Annotated in this window: 23 protein-coding genes; 15 read left to right on the forward strand and 8 right to left on the reverse strand. The window is 66.3% G+C overall.

Features of this window, described 5'->3' with window-relative positions; translation table 11 throughout:
- The first annotated feature begins 3 nt into the window (after positions 1 to 3).
- Positions 4 to 1,386 carry a class II fumarate hydratase gene (locus PA6_RS09020; RefSeq protein ID WP_021700596.1) on the forward strand — a complete coding sequence of 461 codons (1,383 nt, stop codon included), beginning with the start codon at positions 4 to 6 and terminating at the stop codon, positions 1,384 to 1,386.
- Between the two features lie 4 nt (positions 1,387 to 1,390).
- The gene (locus PA6_RS09025) at positions 1,391 to 2,011 is read left to right on the forward strand and encodes an NAD(P)H-dependent oxidoreductase (protein WP_021700597.1); all 621 of its coding nucleotides are present in this window, start codon (positions 1,391 to 1,393) and stop codon (positions 2,009 to 2,011) included.
- Here PA6_RS09025 and PA6_RS09030 read toward each other — a convergent pair.
- Positions 2,001 to 2,966, reverse strand: a complete 966-nt coding sequence (locus tag PA6_RS09030) for a DMT family transporter (RefSeq protein WP_021700598.1) — start codon at positions 2,964 to 2,966, stop codon at positions 2,001 to 2,003. The genes PA6_RS09025 and PA6_RS09030 overlap by 11 nt on opposite strands.
- Before the next feature lie 207 nt (positions 2,967 to 3,173).
- Between PA6_RS09030 and PA6_RS09035 the strand changes: the two genes are divergently transcribed.
- Positions 3,174 to 3,383, forward strand: coding sequence for a DUF6316 family protein (locus PA6_RS09035; protein WP_021700599.1), 210 nt, complete (start codon positions 3,174 to 3,176; stop codon positions 3,381 to 3,383).
- Here PA6_RS09035 and pap read toward each other — a convergent pair whose 3' ends face one another.
- The gene (gene pap, locus PA6_RS09040; protein WP_021700600.1) at positions 3,384 to 4,871 is read right to left on the reverse strand and encodes a polyphosphate:AMP phosphotransferase; all 1,488 of its coding nucleotides are present in this window, start codon (positions 4,869 to 4,871) and stop codon (positions 3,384 to 3,386) included. It abuts the gene before it with no gap.
- A 95-nt stretch (positions 4,872 to 4,966) separates the two neighbouring features.
- Between pap and mnmC the strand changes: the two genes are divergently transcribed.
- The 6 genes from mnmC to PA6_RS09070 all read left to right on the forward strand — a co-directional run bounded on the left by mnmC (position 4,967) and on the right by PA6_RS09070 (position 9,838).
- A complete protein-coding gene (mnmC, locus tag PA6_RS09045) occupies positions 4,967 to 6,919 on the forward strand; it encodes a bifunctional tRNA (5-methylaminomethyl-2-thiouridine)(34)-methyltransferase MnmD/FAD-dependent 5-carboxymethylaminomethyl-2-thiouridine(34) oxidoreductase MnmC (protein ID WP_021700601.1) in 1,953 nt (650 codons plus the stop codon).
- 84 nt (positions 6,920 to 7,003) lie between these two features.
- Positions 7,004 to 7,549, forward strand: a complete 546-nt coding sequence (locus tag PA6_RS09050; RefSeq protein ID WP_021700602.1) for a Tll0287-like domain-containing protein — start codon at positions 7,004 to 7,006, stop codon at positions 7,547 to 7,549.
- Between the two features lies 1 nt (position 7,550).
- Positions 7,551 to 7,817, forward strand: coding sequence for a metal-sensing transcriptional repressor (locus PA6_RS09055; protein ID WP_017937865.1), 267 nt, complete (start codon positions 7,551 to 7,553; stop codon positions 7,815 to 7,817).
- A 28-nt stretch (positions 7,818 to 7,845) separates the two neighbouring features.
- Entirely contained in the window at positions 7,846 to 8,388 is a 543-nt protein-coding gene (locus PA6_RS09060) for a rhodanese-like domain-containing protein (RefSeq protein ID WP_021700603.1), read from the forward strand.
- On the forward strand, positions 8,388 to 9,143 hold the full coding sequence (locus PA6_RS09065) for a sulfite exporter TauE/SafE family protein (RefSeq protein ID WP_021700604.1): 756 nt from the start codon (positions 8,388 to 8,390) through the stop codon (positions 9,141 to 9,143). The genes PA6_RS09060 and PA6_RS09065 overlap by 1 nt, the downstream gene beginning before the upstream one ends.
- A gap of 2 nt (positions 9,144 to 9,145) precedes the next feature.
- Positions 9,146 to 9,838 carry an MBL fold metallo-hydrolase gene (locus tag PA6_RS09070; RefSeq protein WP_021700605.1) on the forward strand — a complete coding sequence of 231 codons (693 nt, stop codon included), beginning with the start codon at positions 9,146 to 9,148 and terminating at the stop codon, positions 9,836 to 9,838.
- Positions 9,839 to 9,841: 3 nt separating this feature from the next.
- Here the strand turns inward: PA6_RS09070 and PA6_RS09075 are convergent, their stop codons facing one another.
- The gene (locus PA6_RS09075) at positions 9,842 to 10,306 is read right to left on the reverse strand and encodes a MarR family winged helix-turn-helix transcriptional regulator (protein ID WP_021700606.1); all 465 of its coding nucleotides are present in this window, start codon (positions 10,304 to 10,306) and stop codon (positions 9,842 to 9,844) included.
- Between the two features lie 113 nt (positions 10,307 to 10,419).
- On the opposite strand from PA6_RS09075, the gene PA6_RS09080 reads away from it, so the two are divergent.
- The 5 genes from PA6_RS09080 to PA6_RS09100 all read left to right on the forward strand — a co-directional run bounded on the left by PA6_RS09080 (position 10,420) and on the right by PA6_RS09100 (position 18,258).
- Positions 10,420 to 12,189, forward strand: coding sequence for an N-acetylglutaminylglutamine amidotransferase (locus tag PA6_RS09080; RefSeq protein WP_021700607.1), 1,770 nt, complete (start codon positions 10,420 to 10,422; stop codon positions 12,187 to 12,189).
- Between the two features lie 14 nt (positions 12,190 to 12,203).
- Positions 12,204 to 13,940 carry an N-acetylglutaminylglutamine synthetase gene (ngg, locus tag PA6_RS09085; RefSeq protein WP_021700608.1) on the forward strand — a complete coding sequence of 579 codons (1,737 nt, stop codon included), beginning with the start codon at positions 12,204 to 12,206 and terminating at the stop codon, positions 13,938 to 13,940.
- A 29-nt stretch (positions 13,941 to 13,969) separates the two neighbouring features.
- Entirely contained in the window at positions 13,970 to 15,169 is a 1,200-nt protein-coding gene (locus PA6_RS09090) for an osmoprotectant NAGGN system M42 family peptidase (protein ID WP_021700609.1), read from the forward strand.
- A gap of 77 nt (positions 15,170 to 15,246) precedes the next feature.
- Positions 15,247 to 18,000, forward strand: coding sequence for a hybrid sensor histidine kinase/response regulator (locus PA6_RS09095; RefSeq protein ID WP_021700610.1), 2,754 nt, complete (start codon positions 15,247 to 15,249; stop codon positions 17,998 to 18,000).
- A 27-nt stretch (positions 18,001 to 18,027) separates the two neighbouring features.
- Positions 18,028 to 18,258 (forward strand): YheU family protein, encoded by a 231-nt coding sequence (locus tag PA6_RS09100; RefSeq protein ID WP_021700611.1) that lies wholly within the window; start codon positions 18,028 to 18,030, stop codon positions 18,256 to 18,258.
- A gap of 16 nt (positions 18,259 to 18,274) precedes the next feature.
- Here the strand turns inward: PA6_RS09100 and PA6_RS09105 are convergent, their stop codons facing one another.
- The 3 genes from PA6_RS09105 to PA6_RS09115 all read right to left on the reverse strand — a co-directional run bounded on the left by PA6_RS09105 (position 18,275) and on the right by PA6_RS09115 (position 20,275).
- A complete protein-coding gene (locus PA6_RS09105) occupies positions 18,275 to 18,607 on the reverse strand; it encodes a YnfA family protein (RefSeq protein ID WP_021700612.1) in 333 nt (110 codons plus the stop codon).
- A gap of 11 nt (positions 18,608 to 18,618) precedes the next feature.
- Entirely contained in the window at positions 18,619 to 19,047 is a 429-nt protein-coding gene (locus PA6_RS09110; RefSeq protein WP_021700613.1) for a hypothetical protein, read from the reverse strand.
- Positions 19,048 to 19,114: 67 nt separating this feature from the next.
- Positions 19,115 to 20,275, reverse strand: coding sequence for an MFS transporter (locus PA6_RS09115; protein ID WP_081693961.1), 1,161 nt, complete (start codon positions 20,273 to 20,275; stop codon positions 19,115 to 19,117).
- 396 nt (positions 20,276 to 20,671) lie between these two features.
- On the opposite strand from PA6_RS09115, the gene PA6_RS09120 reads away from it, so the two are divergent.
- Complete coding sequence (locus PA6_RS09120) at positions 20,672 to 22,852, forward strand: hypothetical protein (RefSeq protein ID WP_021700615.1); 2,181 nt, start codon at positions 20,672 to 20,674, stop codon at positions 22,850 to 22,852.
- Between the two features lie 71 nt (positions 22,853 to 22,923).
- Here the strand turns inward: PA6_RS09120 and PA6_RS09125 are convergent, their stop codons facing one another.
- Both PA6_RS09125 and PA6_RS09130 read right to left on the reverse strand, forming a co-directional pair.
- On the reverse strand, positions 22,924 to 24,147 hold the full coding sequence (locus PA6_RS09125) for an O-antigen ligase family protein (protein WP_021700616.1): 1,224 nt from the start codon (positions 24,145 to 24,147) through the stop codon (positions 22,924 to 22,926).
- A 75-nt stretch (positions 24,148 to 24,222) separates the two neighbouring features.
- On the reverse strand, positions 24,223 to 25,608 hold the full coding sequence (locus PA6_RS09130; protein ID WP_021700617.1) for an undecaprenyl-phosphate glucose phosphotransferase: 1,386 nt from the start codon (positions 25,606 to 25,608) through the stop codon (positions 24,223 to 24,225).

The raw sequence follows: 25,608 nt of genomic DNA on the forward strand, positions 1-25,608 counted from the left end.
CCCATGAGCCGTATCGAAACCGACAGCATTGGTGCCATCGAGGTGCCCGACGACGCCTATTGGGGCGCCCAGACCCAGCGCTCGCTGATCAACTTCGCCATCGGCGAGCAGCGTATGCCGCTGGCCGTGGTGCATGCCCTGGCGCTGATCAAGAAGGCTGCGGCGCGGGTCAACAGCCGCATCGGCGAGCTGCCGCCGGACGTCGCCCGGCTGATCGAGCAGGCCGCCGACGAAGTGCTGGCCGGCCAGCACGATGCGCAGTTCCCGCTGGTGGTATGGCAGACCGGCAGCGGCACGCAGAGCAACATGAACGTCAACGAGGTGATCGCCGGGCGCGCCAACGAGCTGGCCGGCCAGGGCCGTGGCGGCAAGAGCCCGGTGCACCCCAACGACCACGTCAACCGCGCACAGAGCTCCAACGACAGCTTCCCCACCGCCATGCACATCGCCGCCGTGCAGGCTGTGCAGCACCAGTTGCTGCCGGCCATCGCCGAGCTGTCCGGTGCCCTGGCCGAACAGGCGGCGCGGCACATGGACCTGGCCAAGACCGGGCGCACGCACCTGATGGACGCCACCCCGGTGACCTTCGGCCAGGAGCTGTCGGCCTTCGTCGCCCAGCTCGACTATGCCGAGCGGGCCATCCGCACAAGCCTGCCGGCGGCCTGCGAGCTGGCCCAGGGCGGTACGGCGGTCGGTACCGGGCTGAACGCGCCCAGGGGCTTCGCCGAAGCCATGGCCGCCGAGCTGGCCGCGCTGGCGGGGCTGCCCTTCGTCTCGGCACCGAACAAGTTCGCCGCCCTCGCCGGTCACGAGCCGCTGACGGCTCTCTCCGGCGCACTGAAGACCCTGGCGGTGGCCCTGATGAAGATCGCCAACGACCTGCGCCTGCTCGGCTCCGGCCCACGCGCCGGCCTCGCCGAGGTGCGCCTGCCGGCCAACGAGCCGGGCAGCTCGATCATGCCCGGCAAGGTCAACCCGACCCAGTGCGAGGCGCTGTCCATGCTCGCCTGCCAGGTGCTGGGCAACGACGTCACCATCGCCTTCGCCGCCAGCCAGGGGCAGCTGCAGCTCAACGTGTTCAAGCCGGTGATCATCCACAACCTGCTGCAGTCGATCCGCCTGCTGGCCGACGGCTGCCGCAACTTCGCCGAGCACTGCGTGGTCGGGCTGGAGCCGGACACCCGGCAGATGGCCGCGCACCTGGAGCGCGGCCTGATGCTGGTGACGGCGCTGAACCCGCATATCGGCTACGACAAGGCCGCCGAGATCGCCAAGAAGGCCTATGCCGAGGGCCTCACCCTGCGCGAGGCGGCCCTGCAGCTGGGCTATCTGAGCAACGAGGAATTCGACGCCTGGGTGCGTCCAGAAAACATGCTGGAGTCGTGACAACATGGCTGAAGAAACGAAAAGCGGCGCCACCCCGCTGGAAGGCGACGGCAAGCGCATCCTGCTGATTCTCGGCACGCCCAAGCGTGACAGCCTCTGTCATGCCCTCGCCGAGGCTTACAGCAGCGGCGCCCGTGGCCAGGGCCACGTGGTGCGCCAACTTCGCCTGGGCGAACTGCAGTTCGACCCGATCCTACGCGAAGGCTTCGGCCAGCAGCAGACACTGGAGCCGGACCTGCTGGAAGCGCAGCGGCAGATCCACTGGGCCGAGCACCTGGTGTTCGTCTACCCGGTCTGGTGGGGTGGCGTGCCGGCGCTGCTCAAGGGCTTCTTCGACCGCACCTTCCTGCCCGGCTTCGCCTTCAAGTACCGCAACCGCTCGCAGCTGTGGGACAAGCTGCTGAGCGGGCGCACCGCCGATCTGCTGGTCACCCTGGACACCCCGCCCTGGTACTTCCGCTGGATCTACGGCGCGCCGGCGCACCGGCAGATGGTGCGCACCATCCTCGGCTTCTGCGGCATCAAGACCCGCCGCCTGACCGAATTCGCCCCAGTGCGCCCCTCCTCCGAGGAACAGCGCCAGGGCTGGTTGCGCAAGGCCGAGGGGCTGGGCGTCAGGGCCTGAGCAGCGCCAGGCGGGCACGGCGCGCGCGCCAGCCGGCGAGCAGCGAGGGGCCCAGCGCGGTCAGCGCCGAGCCCAGCACCACCAGCAGGGCACCGGTGTAGCCGAGCAGGTTGATCTGCTCCGGCTGCACATGGTCCGGCCACCAGACGGCGGCCAGGGCCACGGCGACGAAGGTCACCAGCGGCGTGACCGACAGGGTCGCGCTGACCCGCGAAGCCTCCCAGTGCGCCAGCGCCTCGGCGAAGGCGCCGTAGGCCACCAGCGTATTCAGGCAGCAGGCCAGCAGCAGCCAGCACTGCAGTGTGCTGAGCTGCAGTACCTGCAGCGGATGGGCCCAGGGCGTGAGCAGCAAGGCGCAGGCCAGGTAGATCACCATCATGATCTGCGGCGAACTCCACTGGGTCAGCAGCTGCTTCTGCGCCAGGCCATAGAACACCCAGAGGAAAGCCGCCAGCAATATCACCAGCACCCCGGTGGTGTAGGCGGTCAGCGAGGTCAGCAGTTCTGCCAGGCGCTGGTTGAAGAACAGCCCAAAACCGAGCAGCAGGATGGCCATGCCGATGCCCTGACCAAGGCTGAAGGACTCGCGGAACACCAACAGGCTGGCCACCAGGAATAGGATCGGCGCCATCTGGATGACCAGCTGGGTGGTGCCGGGGCTGAGCATGTTGAGGCCGATCAGGTACAGCACGTAGTTACTGGTCAGGCCGAGGATGGCCAGCACCAGCAGACCCTGGCCACGCCGCCCGAGCGGGGCGAAACGCGGCAGACGGCGGTTGGCCGACAGCCAGATCAGCAGCAGCACGCCGGACACCAGCAGGCGGTACCAGGTGACGGTGACCGGGTCCATCACCTGCAGCACTTCCTTGAGCTTGATCGGCAGGATGCCCCAGAGCACCGCGGTGGTGAGGGCGAGCAGCAGGCCGAAAAGCCAGCGGCCGGAGGAAACGTGCATGACAGCCTCGACGGCGAAAAAGCGGAACGACCGAGGATTGTAGGCCGCGCCCGCTTGCCCCGACAGCCACAGCTGACCACGCAGACAGGAACAAACTGTGCCGCCCGTGCGAGATGACTAAAAAATGACCACTTGTCGCGCCAAATCACTCAACAGGAGCCGGGCACTAGACTGAAAACAGTGCACCCTGTTGCAGGAGGCTTAGCCATGTTCGGTCAACGCAATATCGACCCCACCCCCGGCACCCACTACCGCAGCGAGCGAGTTAGTGCGGTCAACGGCCAGTATTTCTTCGCCACCCGCGAAGGCACCCTGGAAGGCCCGTTCTTCACCCGCGTCGATGCCGAACGGGAGATCGCCTTCTATATCCGCCGCATGCAGCAGGCCAACGACATCATCGAAAGCCGCGCCTTCTAATCAGTCGCTGGCAAAGGCCTTTTCCAGGGCATCGTTGATGGTGCGCAGCACCTTGACCCGGGCAAAGCGCTTGTCGTTGGCCTCCACCAGGGTCCATGGCGCGATCGAGGTACTGGTGCGGTCGACCATGTCGCCTACGGCGTCACAATAGGCGTCCCACTTGTCACGATTGCGCCAGTCTTCCTCGGTTATCTTGAAGCGCTTGAAGGCGATCTGCTCGCGCTCCTTGAAACGCTTGAACTGCTCATCCTGGTCGATGGCCAGCCAGAACTTCACCAGCACCACGCCGGCATTGCTCAGCTGCTCCTCGAAGTCGTTGATTTCGCCATAGACACGCAGCCAGTCGCTGGGCTGGCAGAAGCCCTCCACCCGCTCCACCAGCACCCGGCCGTACCAGGAACGGTCGAACACGGTGAACTTGCCGCGTGCCGGAATATGCCGCCAGAAGCGCCACAGGTAGGGCTGCGCGCGCTCCTCCTCGGTGGGCGCGGCAATCGGCACGATGCGGTACTGGCGCGGGTCCAGCGCCGCCGCCACACGGCGGATGGCACCGCCCTTGCCGGCCGCGTCATTGCCCTCGAACACCGCCACCAGGGCATGTCGGCGCATGCGCTTGTCGCGCATCAGCATGGCCAGGCGCGCCTGCTCAACCGCCAGCATGTCCTTGTAGGCGTCCTTGTCCAGGCTCTGGGTCAGGTCCAGGCTGTCGAGCAGGATGCGGTTGTCCAGGCTGGCCACCATCGGCGCCACGTGGGGCTGCGCGGCCGGCCGGCTCTTGGCCTTGAGTGCCGCCTGCAGGCCGTCGAGGAGAATGCGCCCCACCGTCAGGCTGCGGTAGCACTCGTCACTGCCCTCGACCACGTACCAGGGGGCGAAATCGCGGCTGCTGCGGCGCAACACACGCTCACCATGGCGGACGAACTTGTCGTAGGTCTTCGACTGCTGCCAGTCCAGCGGGCTGAGCCGCCAGGCGCGCTGCGGGTCATCCTGCAGCTCCTTGAGACGCGTCTTCATCTGCTTCTTGGACAGGTGGAACCAGAACTTGAAGATCAGCGCCCCCTCGTCGCACAGCATCTGCTCCAGCGCCAGGGCACCATCGATGGCCTGGTCCAGCACGGCATCCTTGAAATGGCCATGGATGCGGCCCTGGATCATCTGGCTGTACCAGTTGCCGAAGAAGATACCGATACGGCCCTTGGGCGGGAGTTGCCGCCAGAAACGCCAGGCCGGAGGCCGCGCCAGCTCCTCGTCGGTCTGCACGTCGAAGGTGCTGACCTGGATCAGGCGCGGGTCCATCCATTCGTTGAGCAGCTTGACCGTCTCGCCCTTGCCGGCGCCTTCCACGCCGTTGATCAGGATGATCACCGGGAAGCGTCCCTGTTGCTGCAGCTCGAACTGCGCTTCCAGCAAGGCCTCGCGCAGGGCGGGCAACTCTTTATCGTATGCGGCCTGATCGATCTTGCGGCCCAGCTCGGCGGACTCAAACATAGAGGTCTCCCTGTCTCGATTCGCTCAGCCTAGCGGATTCGCCGTGCCTTGGCGCAAGTGGCTACAATGCCGCACCTCGTTTCCCGGGTGCATCGATGTCCGACCTTCCCCACGCCCAGCTCGACTGGAACGACCAGGGCCAGCCACTCTCCCGCCAGTTCGGCGACGTCTACTTCTCCCGCGACGACGGCCTGGGCGAAACGCGCCATGTATTTCTCGCCGGCAACGACCTGCCGGCACGCTTCGCCGCCCTGCCCGCAGACGCCCGCCTGGTGATCGGCGAAACCGGCTTCGGCACCGGGCTGAACTTTCTCTGCGCCTGGCAACTGTTCGACCAGCTGGCCCCGGCGGATGCCTGCCTGCATTTCGTCAGCGTGGAGAAGTACCCGCTCACCGCAGCCGACCTGCAGCGTGCCCTGGCCCTGTGGCCGGAGCTGGCGCCCTGGTCCGGGCAGCTGCTGGAGCAGTACCGGGCCATCCATCCCGGCTTCCAGCGCCTGGTGCTGGATGGCGGTCGGGTCGTCCTCACCCTGCTGATCGGCGATGCGCTGCAGATGCTGCCGCAGCTGGACGCGCGCATCGACGTCTGGTTCCTCGACGGTTTCGCCCCGGACAAGAATCCGCAGATGTGGACCCCGCCGCTGTTCCAGGAGCTGGCGCGGCTGTCTGCCCCGGGCGCCAGCCTGGCCACCTTCACCAGCAAGGGCACGGTACGCCGCGACCTGATCGAGGCCGGCTTCGCGATGCGCCGCGCGCCCGGCTACGGCAAGAAGTGGGAAATCCTCTGCGGGCGTTTCGAGGGCCATGCGCCAGCGGCGGAAAAGCCCTGGCATGCCCGTCCGCCCAGGCCGGACGCGCGCGCAGCACTGGTCATCGGCGCCGGCCTGGCCGGTTGCGCCACGGCCGCCAGCCTGGCTGCGCGCGGCTGGCAGGTGACCCTGCTGGAGCGCCACGAAGCAGTGGCCCAGGAAGCCTCGGGCAACCCCCAGGGCGTGCTCTACCTCAAGCTGTCCGCCCATGGCACCGCGCTGTCGCAACTGGTGCTGGCCGGCTTCGGCCACACCCGCCGCCAGCTCCAGCACCTGCAGCAGGGCCACGACTGGGATGCCTGCGGCGTCCTGCAGCTGGCGTTCGATGCACCGGAGGCCGGGCGCCAGGCCAAGCTGGCCGAGGCCTTCCCGGCGGACCTGCTGCACAGCCTGACGCGCGAGCAGGCCGAGGCCCGCGCGGGCGTCGCGCTGCCGGCCGGCGGCCTGTTCTATCCCGACGCCGGCTGGGTGCATCCGCCGGCGCTGTGCCGCCAGCTCGCCAGCCACCCGCGCATTCGCCTGCTGACACACAGCGAGGCGCTGGAGCTGCGGCGGGTCGATGGCCGCTGGCAGGCGCTGGACGGCGAGCGTCTGCTGGCCGAGGCCCCCGTGGCGATCCTGGCCGGCGCCGCCGAGGTGCGCCGCTTCGCCGCCGAGCTGCCGCTCAAGCGCATCCGCGGGCAGATCAGCCGCCTGCCGCAGACCACCCGCAGTGCCGAGCTGGCCTGTGTGGTCTGCGCCGAAGGTTATGTGGCGCCGCCGCGCGGCGGCGAGCACACCCTGGGCGCCAGCTTCGACTTCCACAGCCAGGACTGCGCACCGACCGCCGCCGAGCATGCCGGCAACATCGAACTGCTGCGGGAGATATCCGCGGACCTGGCCGAGCGCCTGGACACCGACCGGCTCGATCCGGCGCAGCTCGAAGGCCGCGCCGCCTTCCGCTGCACCAGCCCCGACTACCTGCCGATCGTCGGCCCACTGGCCGACCCGGCGGCCTTCGCCGAGACCTACGCGGTGCTCGGCAAGGATGCCCGCCAGGTGCCGGACAGCCCCTGCCCCTGGCGCGACGGCCTGTACGTCAACAGCGGCCACGGCTCGCGCGGGCTGATCACTGCGCCGCTGTGCGGCGAGCTGCTGGCCGCCTGGCTGAACGACGAACCGCTGCCGCTGCCGCGCGCGGTGGCCGAGGCCTGCCACCCCAACCGCTTCCTGCTGCGCAAGCTGATCCGCGGCCAATGACCGCAGGCTGACGCGACGAGCGACAGTTGCCTTTTCTGCCACCCAACATATACTCCCCCCTGTATCTAGATAGGGAGTATGCCGATGCGCCTGTTCACCACACTGCTCTGCTGTGCCCCGCTGCTCGCCCAGGCCGCCGACCTGGCACAGCTGCGCGGCGAGGCCGAAGCCCTGATCCCGCCGTTCCAGCAACAGCTGCTGACCAGCGTGCAGACCGCGGTCGCCACAGGCGGCCCGGCACAGGCCGTCGAAGCCTGCCGCCAACTGGCCCCCGGCATCGCCCAGCAGCACAGCGTCGCCCCTTGGAAAGTCGGGCGCACCGCCCTGCGCCTGCGTAACCCGGACAACCGTCCGGATGCCTGGGAACAAGCCGTACTGGAAGATTTCCAGCGCCGCAGCCAGGCCGGCGAGGCCGTCGCCAGCCTGAACCGTGCCGAAGTGGTGGACGGCGAATTCCGCTACATGCGCGCCATCGCCACCGGCGAGCCCTGCCTGGCCTGCCACGGCAGCGCGATCAAACCCGAGCTGGTACAGCTGCTCGACCGCCACTACCCGCAGGATCAGGCCCGCGGCTTCGCCGCCGGCGAACTGCGCGGCGCCTTCACCCTGCGCCGCCCCCTGGAGCTCTGAGATGACCACCCCCAACACCCAGCAACAGGACGCCATGCTCAAACGCCTGGCCCGCGTCGAGGGCCAGATCCGCGGCATCCAGGCCATGATCCGCCGCGGCGAGGAATGCGAGGCCATCGCCCAGCAGTTTGCCGCCGCGCGCAAGGCGCTGGACAAGGCCTACCAGGAGATGCTCGCGTGCCTGCTCGAGGAAACCGTGCTCGACCCCGCGCGCGACGACGCCGAGACCCTGGCCCGCGTGCGCGCCATCTTCACCAAATACACCTGAACCACATACCCCCAGGGAGTACCCTGCAATGACCGACACCATCTGCCTGATCGATGCCCCGCGCTTCGCCAGCGCGCGCCAGCAGGGACATGTGCGCTTCCTCATCGACGTACGCAGCCCGGCGGAATTCCGCGCCCAGCACGTGGCCGGCGCGCGCAACGTGCCACTCGACCAGCTCAATCCGGCCGCCCTGGTGCAGCAGCTGCGCCAGGAAGGCCTGCAGCGCGGCGACGAGCTCTACCTGCTGTGCCAAAGCGGCCAGCGCGCGCGCCGCGCCGCCGACCAGTTGCAGCAATTGCTACCCGGCGTGCAGGTGATCGACGGCGGCACCCAGGCCTGCGTGGCCTGCGGCCTGCCCACCGAAGAGGCCCCCAGCGGCGTGATCAGCATTCAGCGCCAGGTGCAGATCAGCGCCGGCAGCCTGGTGCTGCTGGGTGTCGCACTCGGCACCTGGGTGCATCCGGGCTGGTATGGCCTGGCCGCCTTCGTCGGCGCCGGCCTGACGCTCGCCGGCCTCAGCAACACCTGCGCCATGGCCCTGCTGCTCGCCCGTATGCCCTGGAACCGCTGATGGAGATATTGCTGCTGGAGGCCCTGGGCATCGGTGCCGTGCTCGGCCTGCTGCTCGGCCTCACCGGTGCCGGCGGCTCGCTGGTGGCCCTGCCCCTGCTGCTCAGCCTGCACCTGCCGCTGCGCGATGCGATCGGCGTCAGCCTCGGTGCCGTGGCCATCACCGCCCTGATCGGCGCCGTGCCGCGCGCCCGCCAGGGCCTGGTGGCCTGGCGCCCGGTGCTGCTGCTGGCCATCGCCGGCCTGCCCGGCAACGTCGCCGGGCAGTGGCTGGGCCGGCAGATTCCCGAGGCGGTGCTGATCCTCGGCTTCTGCGCCCTGGTGCTGTGGACGGCCTGGCGCATGTGGCGCAGTTCGAACCTGCCGCGTGAGGGCAGCGGTCCACTGCGCAGCGCCCCGCTGGTTGCCATCGGCCTGGGTGTCGGCCTGTTCTCCGGGCTGATGGGCGTCGGCGGCGGCTTCCTGGTGGTGCCGGCGCTGCTGGCCTTCACCCCGCTGAGCATGCTGGCCGCCACCGCCACTTCGATGGCGGTGATCGCCCTGGTCTCCGGCGGTGGCTTCCTGTTCTACCTCAGCGGCGCGCAGCCCTCGCTGCCGCTGCTGGCCGGCCTGGCCCTGGGCGGCGCGGCCGGCGTGCTCGGCGGCAACGCCCTGGCCCAGCGCCTGGGCGGGCGCACGCTGCAGCGCCTGTTCGCCCTGATGCTGGTGGCGGTCAGCCTGTCGCTGGCCGCACAGAAACTCCTCGGAGGACACTGATCATGCTGTTTCGCCAACTCTTCGACAGCGAAAGCTCGACCTACAGCTACCTGCTGGCCGATGCCGGCCAGGCGGTGCTGATCGACCCGGTGAAGAACAAGCTGGATGACTACCTGCGCCTGCTGCGCGAACTGGACCTGCAGCTGGTGCTGGCGCTCGACACCCACACCCATGCCGACCACATCACCGCCCTCGGTGAGCTGCGCACGGCCACCGGCTGCCGCAGCGGCTTCGGCCAGCAGAGCGGCAGCGCCTGCGCCAGCTTCACCTTCGCCGACGGCCAGCGCCTGGCCTTCGGCGGGCGCGAGCTGGTCGCCTGGCACACCCCGGGGCATACCGACGACTCCTACTGCTTCCTGCTGCCGGCCAGCGCCGGCGAGCCGGGCAAGGTCTTCACTGGCGATACCCTGCTGATCCGCGGCAGCGGCCGTACCGACTTCCAGAACGGCGACGCCCGCGCGCAGTGGGTCAGCCTGCAGCGCCTGCTGGCCCTGCCCGGTGACACCGAGGTGTGGCCCGGCCACGACTACCGCGGCTGGACCCGCTCCAGCATCGCCGAGGAAGCCGCGCACAACCCGCGCCTGCAGGTGGCCGATGGCGCGGCCTATGCGCAGCTGATGGCCAACCTCAAGCTGCCCAACCCCAAGCTGATGGACGTGGCCGTGCCGGCCAACCGCGCCTGCGGCCAAGGCTAGTCGCTAGTCGACTTCGCCACACAGCTCCGCCACCCGCAGCAGGGCGGCGGTCAGGCTGTGCTTTTCCCACTCCGGCAGCGCCGCCAAGGCGCTGCGCAGGGCCGGCGGCAGCAGCGGCGGCGCCGCCACCAACAGCGCACGCCCCGCTTCGCTGACGCTCAGCCACTGCCGCCGGCGATCCTCCTCATCGCGCTGGCGCAGCAGCAGGCCACGTTCCTCCAGGCGCTCCAGCATGCCCGACAGGGTCGCTGCGCTGAGGCTCACGCGGCGACTCAGACCGCTGGCCGTCATACGCCCCTCGCCCTCCATCACGCGCAGGATCATCAGCTGCATCGGGGTCAGCCCGCCGAAGCGTGCCAGGCGTTTGGCATGCACCTCCCCGGCCTGCTGCAGGCGCCGCATGGCGGCGAACAGGGCGGGCTCGAAGGGCGACAAATCAATTTCAGTAGGAAGTAATTTTTCTGACATATACCGCGCTTTATCGGAAATAAAACTTTGACATGAAAGCATTATTTTGTTTGGGTGTAAAAAGGTTCGTGACCGCGCGAACCCCTCCCCAACGGCAACACCGGTAAGGACTTATGTGCGGAATCGCTGGAGAACTACGCTTCGACCAACAGCCGGCCGACCTGGCCGCCCTCGAGAAAATCACCCACCACCTGGCCCCGCGCGGCCCTGACGCCTGTGGCTTCCACAGCAGCGGACCACTGGCCTTCGGCCACCGCCGCCTGAAGATCATGGACCTGGCGCCAGCCTCCGGCCAGCCGATGATCGATCACCAGCTGGGCCTGAGTCTGGTGTTCAACGGCGCCATCTACAACTACCCGGAACTGCGCACGGAACTGCAGGCGCTGGGCTACCAGTTCCACTCCGACGGCGACACCGAGGTGCTGCTCAAGGGCTACCACGCCTGGGGCGAGCAGCTGCTGCCCAAGCTCAACGGCATGTTCGCCTTCGCCATCTGGGAGCGTGACCGCGAGCGCCTGTTCCTGGCCCGCGACCGCCTCGGCATCAAGCCGCTGTACCTGACCCAGGACGGCGCGCGCCTTCGCTTCGCCTCGACCCTGCCAGCCCTGCTGCAGGGCGGTGGCATCGACACCGGCCTGGACCCGGTGGCCCTCAATCAATACCTCAACTTCCATGCCGTGGTGCCCGCCCCGCGCACCCTGCTGCGCGGCGTCGAGAAGCTGCCGCCGGCCAGCTGGCTGCGCCTGGACCTGAACGGCAACCGCGAGCAGCAGTGCTGGTGGCAGCTGGAATTCGGCCCGCACCGCGACGAAATCACCCTGGAGCTGGCGGACTGGCGCGACCGCGTGCTCGACGGCCTGCGCCAGGCGGTGAGCATTCGCCAGCGCGCCGCCGTGGACGTCGGCGTGCTGCTCTCCGGCGGGGTGGACTCCAGCCTGCTGGTCGGCCTGCTGAGTGAAGCAGGGGTCGACAACCTGTCGACCTTCTCCATCGGCTTTGCCGATGCCGGCGGCGAACGCGGCGACGAGTTCCACTACTCCGACCTGATCGCCAACCACTACGGCACCCGCCACCAGCAGCTGCGCATCGGCGAGCGGGAGATAGTCGAGCAGCTGCCGGCGGCCTTCCGCGCCATGAGCGAGCCGATGGTCAGCCACGACTGCATCGCCTTCTACCTGCTATCGCGCGAGGTGGCCAGGCACTGCAAGGTGGTGCAGAGCGGCCAGGGCGCCGACGAGCTGTTCGCCGGCTACCACTGGTACCCGCAGGTGGACGGTCGCTGCGACACCTTCGAGGCCTACCGCACGGCCTTCTTCGACCGCGACCACGGCGAGCTGCTGGATACCCTGCAGCGCAAGTGGCAGGGCGAGGACTGGGCCGGCGAATTCGTCCGCGACCACTTCGCCATGCCCGGGGCCGCCGCGCCGGTGGACAAGGCGCTGCGCCTCGATACCACGGTGATGCTGGTCGACGACCCGGTGAAACGGGTCGACAACATGACCATGGCCTGGGGCCTGGAGGCGCGCGTGCCGTTCCTCGACTACCGCCTGGTCGAGCTGGCCGCGCGCATCCCGGCGCGCTTCAAGCTCGGCGACGGCGGCAAGCAGGTGCTCAAGGAAGCGGCCCGCCAGGTTATCCCGCACGCGGTGATCGACCGGCCCAAGGGCTACTTCCCGGTGCCCGGCCTCAAGCACCTGCAAGGCGCCACCCTCGACTGGGTGCGCGACCTGCTGCTCGACCCCAGCCAGGATCGCGGCCTGTTCGAGCCGGCCATGCTCGACCGCCTGCTCAGCGACCCGCAGGGCCAGCTCACCCCGCTGCGCGGCTCCAAGCTGTGGCAGCTGGCGGCGCTGCACCTGTGGCTGGATCAACAGGGACTCTGAGGGAGGGATCATCCATGCGCGCCACTGCCTACAACCAGCGCCTGCAACGCGGCCAGGCACCGTCCTACCAGCGCCTGCAGGCGCACCTGGCTCGCGAGGGCAGCGATGCCTGCCAGCCGCAGAGCATCCACTGCGGCTGGGGCCGCCTGCTGATCGGCCATACCTATCCGGATGCCGCCAGCCTGGCGACCGCACTGCAGGAGGAACGCCCCGGCGAACGCGACATCGCCCTCTATGTGGCCGCGCCGCAGCAGGTGCTGGCGCAGGCGCCGCAGCAGCTGTTCCTCGACCCCTCCGATACCTTGCGCCTGTGGTTCACCGACTACCGCCCGGCGCCGCGCAGCTTTCGCGGCTTCCATATCCGCCGGGTGCAGAACGAGGCCGACTGGCAGGAGGTCAACCGCCTCTACCTGCAGCGCGGCATGCTGCCGGTGGAGCACGAGCGGCTGACCCCGCGCGAGGACGGGGGGCCAACCTACTGGCTGGCCGAGGACGAAGTCGGCGGCCGCGTGCTGGGCACGGTGATGGGCCTGGACCACCAGCGCGCCTTCGCCGACCCACAGCTGGGCAGCAGCCTGTGGTGCCTGGCGGTAGCCCCGGACTGCCCGCGCCCGGGCGTTGGCGAAGCCCTGGTACGCCACCTGATCGAGCACGGCATGAGCCGTGGCCTGGCCTACCTCGACCTGTCGGTGCTGCATGACAACCCGCAGGCCAAGGCGCTGTACGCCAAACTCGGCTTCCGCGACCTGCCGACCTTCGCCATCAAACGGCGCAACGGCATCAACCAGGCGCTGTTCCTCGGCCCCGGTCCCGAGGCCGGGCTCAACCCCTACGCCCGCATCATCGTCGACGAGGCGCAGCGCCGCGGCATCGAGGTGCAGGTGGACGACGCCGAAGGCGGCCTGTTCACCCTCAGCCAGGGCGGCCGGCGCATCCGCTGCCGCGAGTCGCTGTCGGACCTGACCAGCGCGCTGAGCATGAGCCTGTGCCAGGACAAGCGCCTGACCCATCGCGCCTTTGCCCGCGCCGGCCTGCGCCAGCCGGCGCAGTGCCTGGCCGGCAGCGCCGAGGAGAACGCCGCCTTTCTCGCCGAGCATGGCGCGCTGGTGGTCAAGCCGGTGGACGGCGAGCAGGGCCAGGGCGTGGCCGTGGACCTGCGCAGTGCCGAGGCGGTGGCAGACGCCATCGAACGCGCCCGTCGCTTCGACAGCCGCGTGCTGCTGGAGAGCTACCACCCGGGCCAGGACCTGCGCATCGTGGTGATCGGCTACCAGGTGGTGGCCGCCGCCATCCGCCACCCGGCCAGCGTGGTCGGCGATGGCGTGCACTGCATCGGCGCGCTGATCGAGGCACAGAGTCGCCGGCGCCAGGCCGCCACCGGCGGCGAGAGCCGCATCCCGCTGGACGCCGAGACCCAGCGCACCCTGCACGATGCCGGCTACGACTACTCCAGCGTGCTGCCGGCCGGCTCCCGCCTGGCCGTGCGCAAGACCGCCAACCTGCACACCGGCGGCACCCTGGAGGATGTCACCGCGCGCCTGCACCCGGCGCTGGCCGAGGCGGCCGTAAGCGCCGCGCGGGCGCTGGAGATTCCGGTGGTCGGCCTCGACCTGCTGGTGCCGGCCGCCGACCAGCCCGACTACGTGCTGATCGAGGCCAACGAGCGGGTCGGCCTGGCCAACCACGAGCCGCAACCGACCGCCGAACGCTTCATCGACCTGCTGTTCCCGCTCAGCCGCGTGCATCCCTGAGCCAGCACAACCGCCTCCGAGGAGACCTCATGACCCGACTCGTCGAACCCGACCTCGCCTACCTGCGCCAGGTGCTGCTGGAGATGCTCGCCATTCCCAGCCCCACCGGCTTCACCGACACCATCGTGCGTTACGTCGCCGAACGCCTGGAGGAGCTCGGCATCCCCTTCGAGCTGACCCGCCGCGGCACCATTCGCGCCACCCTCAAGGGCCGCCAGACCAGCCCTGACCGCGCGGTGTCGGCGCACCTCGACACCATCGGCGCCATCGTCCGCGAGCTGAAGGACAACGGCCGCCCGGCCCTGGCCCCGGTTGGCTGCTGGTCCAGCCGCTTCGCCGAGGGCAGCCGCGTCAGCCTGTTCACCGACAACGGCGTACTGCGCGGCAGCGTGCTGCCGCTAATGGCCTCCGGACACGCCTTCAACACCGCGGTGGACCAGTTGCCGATTAGCTGGGATCAGGTCGAGCTGCGCCTCGACGCCTATTGCGCCACCCGCGCTGACTGCGAGGCCCTGGGCGTGGCGGTGGGCGATTTCGTCGCCTTCGACCCGCTGCCGGAGTTCACCGACAGCGGCCATATCAGTGCCCGTCACTTGGACGACAAGGCCGGCGTGGCGGCCCTGCTGGCCGCGCTCAAGGCCATCGTCGAGAGCAGCGTGGAACCGGAAATCGACTGCCACCCGCTGTTCACCATCACCGAGGAAGTCGGCTCCGGCGCCGCCGCCGCGCTGCCCTGGGACGTCAGCGAGTTCGTCGGCATCGACATCGCCCCGGTGGCGCCCGGCCAGCAATCCAGCGAGCACTGCGTCAGCGTGGCCCTGCAGGACTCCGGCGGCCCCTATGACTACCACCTGTCGCGCCACCTGCTGCGCCTGGCCGGTGACGGCGAGATCCCGGTGCGCCGCGACCTGTTCCGCTACTACCACAGCGACGCCCAGTCGGCGGTGACCGCCGGCCACGACATCCGCACCGCCCTGCTGGCCTTCGGCTGCGACGCCACCCACGGCTACGAGCGCACCCATATCGACAGCCTGGCGGCGCTCAGCCGCCTGATCGGCGCCTACCTGCTCAGCCCGCCGGTGTTCGCCAGCGACGCCCAGCCGGCCCGCGAGCAGTCGCTGGAGCGCTTCAGCCACCAGATCGAGCACGACCTGCAGATGTCCAGCGATACCCCGCTGCCGACCCTGGACAGCGTGCTGGGACAGCCACGGCAGAGCGATCCGGACTGAGCGCAACGAGTGCTTGAAGGCGCGCGCGCGAGTGGGCAAAGTGCAGGACATAACCGATAAGAAAATCGAGGTGGCTGATGCCACGCTTGTTTCTGGCCGTCCTGCTGCTCTGCCTCTGCGGGCCGTCATGGGCGCTCACCCCGGCACCGCTGGACCGTGACGAACTGCGCCTGTCCCTGGCCCCCTACATGGGTTATCACGAGGACCGCCAAGGCCGCCTGAGCGCCGATGAAGTTCGGCGCCTGCCGGACAGCGCCTTTACCGCGGTCACCCGCGACCACGCCAACCTGGGCAAGAACGACTCGGTGTGGTGGTTCAAGGTCCGCCTGGTCAACAGCCGCCCGCAGCCGCTCTCCGGCTATCTGGAGATCAACTACGCCCTGCTCGATCGCATCGACCTGTACCTGCAGGACGAGGATGGCCGCTTGCACAGCCAGCAGAGCGGTGACAGCTTTGCCTTCGCCCAGCGCCCGGTGCAGGTGCGCAACTTCTGGTTCCCCGTCGAGCTGCCGCCCGGCAGCAATACCCTGCTGGTGCGGGTGCAGAGCAGCAGCACCATCTTCGTACCGCTGTACTTCAGCACCCATGGCGCCAGCGCGGCGACCCAGGAAAACCTGATGGGGCTGAACGGCGCCTTCTACGGCGTGCTGTTCGCCATGTTCGTGTACAACCTGTTCCTGTTCGTCTCGCTGCGCGAGCGGGCGTACTTCTGGTACCTGGCCTACATCCTGGTATCGGCCCTGTTCGCCTGTGCCTTCGACGGCATGCTGTTCAAGCTGCTGCCCGAGCACATCGCCCTGCAGTCGGTGAGCATCTATATCCTGATGTTCCTGCTGTGCCTGGTCGCGGTGCAGTTCAGCCGCCACTTCCTGCGCATCCCGCAGAACTTCCCCAGGCTGGACAAGGGCATGCGCCTGCTCATGCTGGCCATCTTCCTCTGCCTGCTGTCGGGGCCGCTGATCGGCCTGCAGGCCTGGAACATCCTGGCCAGCCTGACCGTGCTGGTGTTCTCCAGCATCCTCCTGTTGATCGGTATCTACGTCTGGCGGCGCGGCCTGCGCTACGGCTCCTACTACGTGCTGGCCTGGGGCGCGCTGCTGGTCTGCTTCATCCTCGCCACCAGCGGCTCGCTGGGCCTCGAACTGTTCGGCATCTACGGCGCCACCGCCGTCAAGCTGGGCTCGACCTTCGAGCTGCTGACCCTGTCACTGGGCCTGGCCGACCGCATCAACCTGCTCAAGGAAGAAGGCTTCCGCTCCCACCAGGCCGCCGAGCGGGCAGAATTCGAGAGCCAGGCCAAGAGCCGTTTCCTGGCCAAGATGAGCCACGAGATCCGTACACCGCTGAACGGCGTGCTGGGCATGCTGCAGCTGCTGCGCGAGACGAGCCTGGACCGTACCCAGCGCTTCTACGTGGACACCATCGCCAGCTCCGGCAGCGCCCTGATGTCGGTGATCAACGACATCCTCGACTACGCGCGCATCGAGTCCGGCAAGCTCAGCCTGGAGGAAATCGAGTTCGATCTCGAGGAGCTGGCCTCGGACACCCTGATGCTGTTCACCGCCCAGGCCCTGGAGAAACGCCTGCGTCTGTACGTCAGCCTGGAAGGCGGTGTGCCGCGGCGCGCGCTGGGCGACCCGACACGCCTCAAGCAGGTGCTGATGAACCTGTTGGGCAACGCCCTGAAATTCACCCAGCAGGGCCATGTGACCCTGACCATCTGCCGCCGCAGCGACAGCCAGGGCCAGGCGCACCTGGTGTTCGCCGTCAGCGACAGTGGCATCGGCATTAGTGGCGACACCCTTGGGCAGCTGTTCAAGTCCTTCTCCCAGGGTGACTCCAGCACCACCCGCCGCTATGGCGGCAGCGGCCTGGGCCTGGCCATCAGCAAGGAACTGGTGGAGATGATGGGGGGACGCATCGAGGTGCAGAGCACGCCGGGCCAGGGCTCGCGCTTCGCCTTCGACATCCCCCTGCGGACACCCGCCGAGTGCAGCGACGACCTGCCCCGGCTGCTCGACAGTCGCACCGCCCTACTCTGCTCGCTGGACAGCCAGGGGCTCGACTGCCTGAGCCATCTGCTCGGTCGCTGGGGCATGCGCACCCAGCGCTGCCAGGACCCGGAGCGTCTGCAGGACTTCCTCGCGGACTTCGCCAGCCCGCCACTGCTGGTACTGATGGCGCCGTGGCCGGGCAGCAGCAGTCAATGGCTGGACAGCCTGCGCCCGTACCTGGAACAGGGGCAGCGGGTCCTGTTGCTGAGCTCGCCGGAGCAATACCAGCCGCTGCCCGAAGGCCTGGGGCTACGCCTGCTCGGCCTACCGTTGCCGCTGTCGGTCACCGCCCTGCGCGCCACGCTGCACGCGCTCTACAGCGAGCGCCGCCAGGCCGAGGCAGCCGTGCCGCCGACGCTCGAACGGCGCAATGGCCGCGCACCGTGCATTCTGGTGGCCGAGGACAACCGGGTGAACCAGATGGTGGTGGAAGGCTTCCTCAAGAAACGCGGCTACTCGATGCGCCTGGTGGCGGACGGGCGCAGCGCGGTCGCCGAGTATCGCCGCGATCCCGGTGCCATCCAGCTGGTCCTGATGGACTGCGAGATGCCGGAAATGGACGGTTTCGAAGCCACCCGGCAGATCCGTATCCTGGAGCGCGAACGCCAGTTGCAGGCGGTTCCCATCGTCGCGCTGACCGCCCACATACTCGAAGAGCACCGCGCCGCCGGGCAGGCTGTCGGCATGGATGACTTTCTCGGCAAGCCGCTGGACCACCAGCAGCTCTACGCCATGCTCGACCACTACCTGCTCGCCCCTGCACGCGCGACCGATTAGCATGGCGCACCCTGCCGAGGACGCGCCATGCTGATTCCCCACGAACTGCTCGAAGCCGAGACCCTGACCCGCCTGCTGGAAGACTTCGTCAGCCGCGAAGGCACCGACAACGGCGACGACACGCCATTGGCGACCCGCGTGGAGCGGGCGCGCCGGGCGCTGGAAAAGGGGCAGGCCGTGATCGTCTTCGATGCGGACAGCCAGCAGTGCCAGCTGGCGCTGCGCGAGGAAGTACCGAAGGAGTGGCTGGAGGACTAGCGGCGCGCGACCAGCCCTAGTGACTGGCGACGCGCGGACCGAACAGGATGATGCCGGCGCCGAGCAGGCACAGTGCAGCGCCCAGCCAATCCGACAGCAGCGGCCGGGTACGCTCGATCAGCCCCAGCCAGAACAGCGAAGCCACCACATAGACCCCGCCGTAGGCGGCATAGGCGCGCCCGGCATATGCCGCTTCGACGCGGGTCAGCAGCAGGGCGAACAGGGTCAGGCTGAGCAGCCCCGGGGCGATCCACCAGGCGCTCTTGCCCAGCCGCAGCCACATCCAGAAGGCGTAGCAGCCGGCGATCTCGAACAGCGCGGCAAGGAAGAACCAGACGTAGTTGAGCATGGCGTTATCTCTCAGCCGCGCAGGCTGCCCTCGCGCTCCCACACGCAGCGCATCCGCAGATCGGCCTCCTGCGGGCTGTGAAAGCCGCTCTCGGACTCCCAGCGGAAGGTGTGCAGGCCGTTCAGCTCGGTTTCCAGATGCACCACGGCGCTGGCCCAGTACAGGCGCTGCAGCAAGGCCTCGAATTCCTTGACCCACAGCGCCCACTCATACTCGATGGCCTGATAGCTGGCGCCGAAGTGGATGACCTGGGTCTGGTACAGACCCTCGCCCTCGTTGCCGCAGAAGGAGAACATTTCGCGGCCGAGAAACGGCCAGGCGTCGCCCTGGGGCAGTTGCTCCAGCACCCGGCGATTGGTGCCACGGCGCAGCAGGCGCTGCTCGCGATCACCGGACGGCCAGTCGCGGATACAGCCATAGACGATGGATTCGGACTCCACGCGGGTACTCCAGAAAGTGCAGGCAGCCTTCTAACACAGGGAGTCCTCCCTGCAAAGGAACCAGTGCCTATGTCGACCGTTTCGGTGCCCGCAGGGCCCAGGCAATCAGGCTCATCAGCGCGCCAAGGCCGATCAGCACCATGAACGGTGCCTGGTAGCTGCCCGCCAGATCACGCCCCAGACCGACCAGAATTGGCGCAAGGCAGGCCATGCAGTAGCCGGCGCAGAGCATCATCGCGGTCCAGCGGCTGACCGCCAGCGGCGTGTGCACCTCGTACAACGGCAGCACCAGCGACAGGGCAAAGGAACCGCTGAGGGCAAAGCCCATCAGCACGGCCCAGAGCTCCGGCAGCAGGGTCGGCTGGAAGGTGATCATGCTCAGGCATAGCGTCAGGGTCAGACCACAGGCCACCAGCAGCGGCTGGCGGATGTCGAAGCGCTGGGCCAGCCAGGGCAACAGCCAGGAACTGGGCAGGCCAACCAGCATGAACAGGCTGAACAGACCATTGCTGTACAGCAGGCTCAGGCCGGCCTCGTGATAGCGCGCCACCAGCCAGGTGGCCATGGTGTAGAAGAAGCCGGCCTGGATCGCGAAGAAACCGGTGACCAGCCAGGCCCGCGGCTCGCGCCAGGGCAGACCCTGACCATCGCCGATCACGGCCTCCTCGGCTCGGCTCGGCAGGCGCAGCCAGAGCAGCCCGGCCAGCAGGGCCGGGAGGAACCAGGCGGCCAGGCCCAGGCTCCAGTCGTCGCCCAGGCCCTGGGTCAGCGGCACGGTCAGTACGGCGCCACCGGCACCACCGATGGCCATGCTGAAGGAATACCAGCCCACCACCTGGCCAACCTGCTCACGGAAGTGCCGCTTGATGAAACCGGACAGCAGCGGCCCGGCCACGGCGATGCCGGTACCGAGCAGCACGGCACTGCCGATCAGCAGCGGGCTGAGGTGGCCACCGACACGCAGCAGCAGCGCCAGCATGATCAGCCCGAGGCAACAGGCGATGGTGCGCTCCAGGCCGAAACGCACGGCCAGACGCGGCGCCAGAGGCGCCAGCAGGCCCATGCACAGCACCGGCAAGGCGGTGGTCAGGCTGATCAGACCGCGGCTCAGCGCGAGCTCTTCGGCAATGCGTTCGATCAGCGGGGCGAAGGAGGTGATGCCGGGGCGCAAATTGATCGCCGCCAGCACCAGCGCCAGCATCAACAGGGCCCTGGATACGGGTTTCACAGTACTTCCAACAGCTTGGCGGCCGCGCTGGCCGGGACGGCTACCCTACTCTGCAGCAACGCCAAACGGCAATACAAATCTGACCACATGGGCAAGTAAATTACCTTATTAAACAACCAATAAGTCTCGTTCAGGAAGATTCAACTGGCGTCTATCACGTCCGCCGGAGCGACAGAAAACCGACCATAAGCAAAGCATCACGCGGCCTAAATGGCACTTCGCCATAGAGTCGTCGCCAGGCCAGGCAGGACGGGGCACCAGGCCGATAAAAAGAGTGGCGACCGCCTCGAACAAACCCCGCTCGCTGTATATAGTGCTTATGCATGTAAGCCTGGGTTTCATGATAGAAAACCTTTAATAAGAAAAGCTGCTGCCAACAGTCACGGAATGTCGACGATGAAAACAACTAAAGACGTAAATTCCACCGTTTCCGAACCCCGTACCGTCGCATCGCCCGTGATCGAACCGCCATCGGTACCGGCCATCACCGCCTCGACCCTACCGCTCAGTAGCGAGCAGTACATGTACTTCACCGAGCGCGACATCGACCGCATCCTGGAAAATCTCGACGGTCTGCGCGAGCGGGTGTTCCCCAAACTGCATGGCGAAGACGCACTGGATGCACTGCATGCCCAGCATTTCCCTTCGGTATGCCTGATCGGCCTCGGCCGTTGCGGCTCGAACATCGCCCTGGATGTCGCCTCGCTGGTGTACAACGCGCGGCGCTTCTACCTCAACGAATTCAGCAACCAGGAAAAGAGTGGCTCCGAGCAGCGCCCGGCCGGCTGGCTGCGCAGCAACCTGCGCCTGGCCGGCAGCCGCGCCGCCAAGCCGGTGTTCCTGATCGAACCGCTGGTGATGCTCGGCGACCTGGACAAGGACATCGAGGGACGCATCCGCTTCTCGCGCAAGGCCGAGACCAGTGGCTTCCTCGACGACTACAGCAAGATGAAGATCATGGACCTGTCCGAGGTCCACGCTGGTGGCGCCGGTAACGCGCCGATCCTCGGCCAATACCTGGCCAAGATCATCCTCAACAAGGACACCCAGCGCTTCTCCAACGCCGACTGGAAGTTCATCCACAGCTACCTGATCGACTCCTGCGGCATCAAGGCCAACCAGTCGCGCCTGTACTTCTACATCTTCAGCGCCGGCGGCGGCACCGGCTCGGGCATGGCCTCGGAGTTCGGCCTGGCCCAGCAGTTCGCCTACATGAGCAAGACCTTCGAGACCAAGCAGGAGAGCAGCAGCGAAGACAACCGCGGCCACTCCTTCGTTTTCGAGCCGATCTTCACCAGCGGTATCTGCATCCTGCCGAACATCTCCGACCAGCGCATCGAGATGTCCGAAGCCCTGCATATCAACGCCGGCCGCCTGCTGTGCAAGTACCTCGCCGAGGAGTGGGACTTCTCCTACAACTTCGACAGCGAGGAGACCGGCGAAGAGAGCGTGATGCGCCGCATCCGCCCGTGGAACGCGATGATGCTGATCTCCAACGACATCATGCGTTATGCCGAGGAAAGCGACGGCGGCAACGTGCAGAACATCGACGTGAACGCCATGGAGCGCCACGCCAACCAGTACATCTCGCAGCAGATCTTCAACATCCTCACCGCCCAGGCGGTGACCACCGACTACGACCAGAACTACTTCCGCCGCGCCGGCATCGACATCGGCGAGACCATCCGCCTGGACGCCAACGACCTGTTCATGAGCCTGGCCGGCCCGGTCGCGGTGGCATACGCGGAATCCGTGGTAGCCGAGCAGGCCGCACCGGCGCCGACCGACAAGTTCAAGGTGTTCGAGAAGGAGCAGCCCAAGCTCAATATCGACGACCTGTTCTTCCGCTCCATCGACCTGCCGCACTTCAACAAGGCGACCCAGGCCATCGAGGGCATCAGCCTGCTGCCGATCGAGGCCAAGCGCTACCGCGCGGCGCTGGAGCAGTACAAGAAGTCCAACTACGACGCCAGTGCGCTGAGCGACCTGCACTTCTTCAAGAACTGCTCCTCGGTGGTGTCCATCGTCTCGCTGCCGAAGGACTACAAACTGTCCTACATGGACCTTAACCGGCTCAAGACCCACCTCAACAGCCTGTTCCCCAACACCACCCTGAAGCGCTACGCCCTGGTAATCGGCGCCTCGGCCAACCTGTCGCTGACCACCCTGATCGTCAAGAGCCCGTGCCTGTCGGACGACTTCCTGACCCTGATCGTGGCCTTCATCAAGCGCTGCTTCGCCCGCGACCAGTACCGCTACGACGAGAGCCTGGACAACGCCATGCTCGACTTCATCGTCTCCGAAGACTTCGATGAGGCGCGCATCGAGGCCATGCTCAACGAGTACGAGAACCCGGCGAAGATCCTCGACACCAACTGGTACGCGATCAAGCCGATGTACGAGAAGAAGTACCGCGAGCTGATCCACGATCAGGACAAGTTCGTCTCGATCAATGACATCCGCCTGTCGCGCGACAGCGTGAAGAAAGCCATCAAGTACCTACGCGAGATCTACCGCCACCGCGTCGGCAAGACCCGCGTCATCTCGCTCAACGACTACGACGGCCACAAGGCCTGAGTTACGGCAAAAAAGAAAAGGCCTGCAATTGCAGGCCTTTTTTGTGTCTCGCCGCAGGGAAGCAGGGCTACCTAGCCGAAGTCCGCCTGCTGCCTCTTTTGTACCCCCAGCAATATGCCGACCGGTAGCCAGAACACCACCCAGTAGGGACTCGGGCGATGGAACACGGCATAGGTGTCGGACACCATCGCAATCATGGCAAACACCAATAGCGAGGCGCCCAGTCTCGCCAGCGGCTGCTCACGGCATTGCCATGCCTTGTGCAGCAGGCTCAGCAACAGCCCGACGAGCAATAGAACCCCGACAACACCGAATTCATACCAAAATTGCAGATAAAGGCTATGAGCGTGAAACACCTCGTAGCCATTTGGAAAGCGGAAATAGAAGTCTGCACCGCCACCACTGCCAAATAGCCAGAACTCTGGCAACCTGATCATCCAGCTAGTCCAGATATGCTCTCTATTATTCAAGCCAACACTGCGCTCCGCTTGAATTTCCGCCCCAAAAAGAAACGCTAACAGCATCAGAGTAATAAACCCCAACGCCATTAAACTAAAAGACTTGCGGTTCGGCACCAGCAATAGCAGCAAGAAAGTCGCACCTGCCAACGAAAACCAGGCGCCACGCGAGAAAGTGAACAACACATAGAGCAAAAGCCCTGCCATACCCACTGCCAGGAGCGCACCCTGCCAGATTCGCACGGGAAAACTGACAAAGAACCAGCAGAGCACTACCGCGAACACGCCATAGTAGAGACCGGCGACTATCGGATGATCAAGGTCAGCAAGACCATGCCAGCCGAGCTCGGATAAACGGAACTGCCGTACTTCCGGGTAGGTGTAGGGCCTACCAAGCACACCATACTGATAGACCAAGGTCCACCAAGCAAACAAAACCGCAACCGCCAGTGCGCCACCCAAAACCCAACTCAAATGGCGCTTCGAACGAACCAGGCTGGCAACAGCGAATAGATAAAGCGCTATTAGCAGAACTAGTTTCCCCCATATTACAAAGCTCTTATTCGAGCCTGGATGAAACCCGCCAATCAACAACACCCAACTCAACAGCATCGTCAGCAACAGTATGGGTAGCTGCTGCCAGAGTAGCAGCCTCACTCCTCCGACCAAAAAATAGAGCAGTGCCGGAGCAAAAAGCAGCAAATAACACTGCGTGGCATAGCGACTACCGTCATGATTGAAGACTAAACCCGCCAGCTGTACAAAAAGCCCTACAGCCAAAAGCACAGTAAGGACACTAAGCCAGTGCGAGTCACTCTTATCTTGAACACGATCCAACAGCAACCTCCGCAATTTTTAACATAAGAAATCTTCGCACGCAGGAGCACAAAGCTCTCTTCATATCATAAAAGCTCAATAGGCATTGGAGTTCAGGAATCCCTTGAAGACTGTGCGGAGAATAATCTTCAGATCCAAGCCCAGTGACCAGTTGTCGATATACCACAAGTCATGTTCGACACGCTTCTGCATCTTCTCCAGCGTGTCGGTTTCACCACGATAACCATTAACCTGTGCCCAGCCGGTAATTCCGGGCTTGACCTTGTGCCGCTGCATGTAGGACTCGACCAGATCCTTGTAGTAGTCGTTGTGCGCCAGGGCGTGGGGCCTTGGCCCGACAATAGACATGCGCCCCTGCAAGACATTGAAGAACTGCGGCAGCTCGTCGAGGCTGGTTCGACGGATGAAAGCGCCAACGGCAGTCACACGGGCATCATTCTTGGTGGCCTGGGTCACACAACCCTCATGCTCCTGGTGCACAACCATGGAGCGGAACTTGTACACCTTGAAGCGCTTGCCGTTGATACCGGTGCGGTACTGCTTGAACACCACTGGCCCCGGTGACGTGCACTTGATCGCGAGCGCGATCAACAGGCAAACCGGCAGGATGGCCAGCGAGATGGCCCCGCCGATCACGATGTCTTCCAACCGCTTGACCAGCCTGGCAGGTCCATCCATCGGACTGCAGCTGAGGTCTAGGGAGTAAAGCCCGGCGATACTGCTGACCTTGTGGTTGAGCAGCGGAATATCTCCCCACTCGGGAATGAAGCGTACCTCGACGGTATGATGGCGCAGCGCATAGAGCACCGCCTTGATCGAGTCACCTGCCGTCAGGGGGAGACAGAGCCAGACCTCGTGTGCCCTTTCTTCCTCGACGGCGGCAACCAGTGCCGGCAACCAGGCGTCCCCTGACTCATAGGGCAGGCTACGGGCGACGTGATAACCGAATTCACGTAAAGAACGACCACGCCCCAGCTGCTCGGCAGCACGCCCACCGGCATCGACCAGCACCACCGTCTTCAGATTGCGGCCACTGGAGCGCAACCAGCGCAGCAGCTGGAATATGGCGAAACGCAGCAACGTACTGCCCACGATCCCCAGCGCCAACATGGCGAAAGACCATTGCCGCGAGTAAGTGGCCGATATCTTCAGGGAGAAGGTCAGAGTAAGAGCGACGCCGAGCGCGACCAGCCAACCGGCATAGAGGCGCCCCAGCTGGTTAATAAAGGATTTGCCGCGCCAGGAACTGTAGACCCCGAACGCCCATAGGCAGCAGATGACCAGAAACGCGAACAGAAAGGCCGTCAGCGTATAGCGGCCATCCATGGCCAGTCGAGCAAATCGCCAGAAGTGCGCCGCGTAGCAGCTGATGACAACAATCGAAAAATCCAGAATCGCCGCTAACAGCGGGATCGGATAGCGCTCGGCAAAAGTTGGCTGATAGTGGTGGCGAGATAGCAT

This window comes from Aquipseudomonas alcaligenes NBRC 14159 (assembly GCF_000467105.1).
Lineage (GTDB): Bacteria > Pseudomonadota > Gammaproteobacteria > Pseudomonadales > Pseudomonadaceae > Aquipseudomonas > Aquipseudomonas alcaligenes.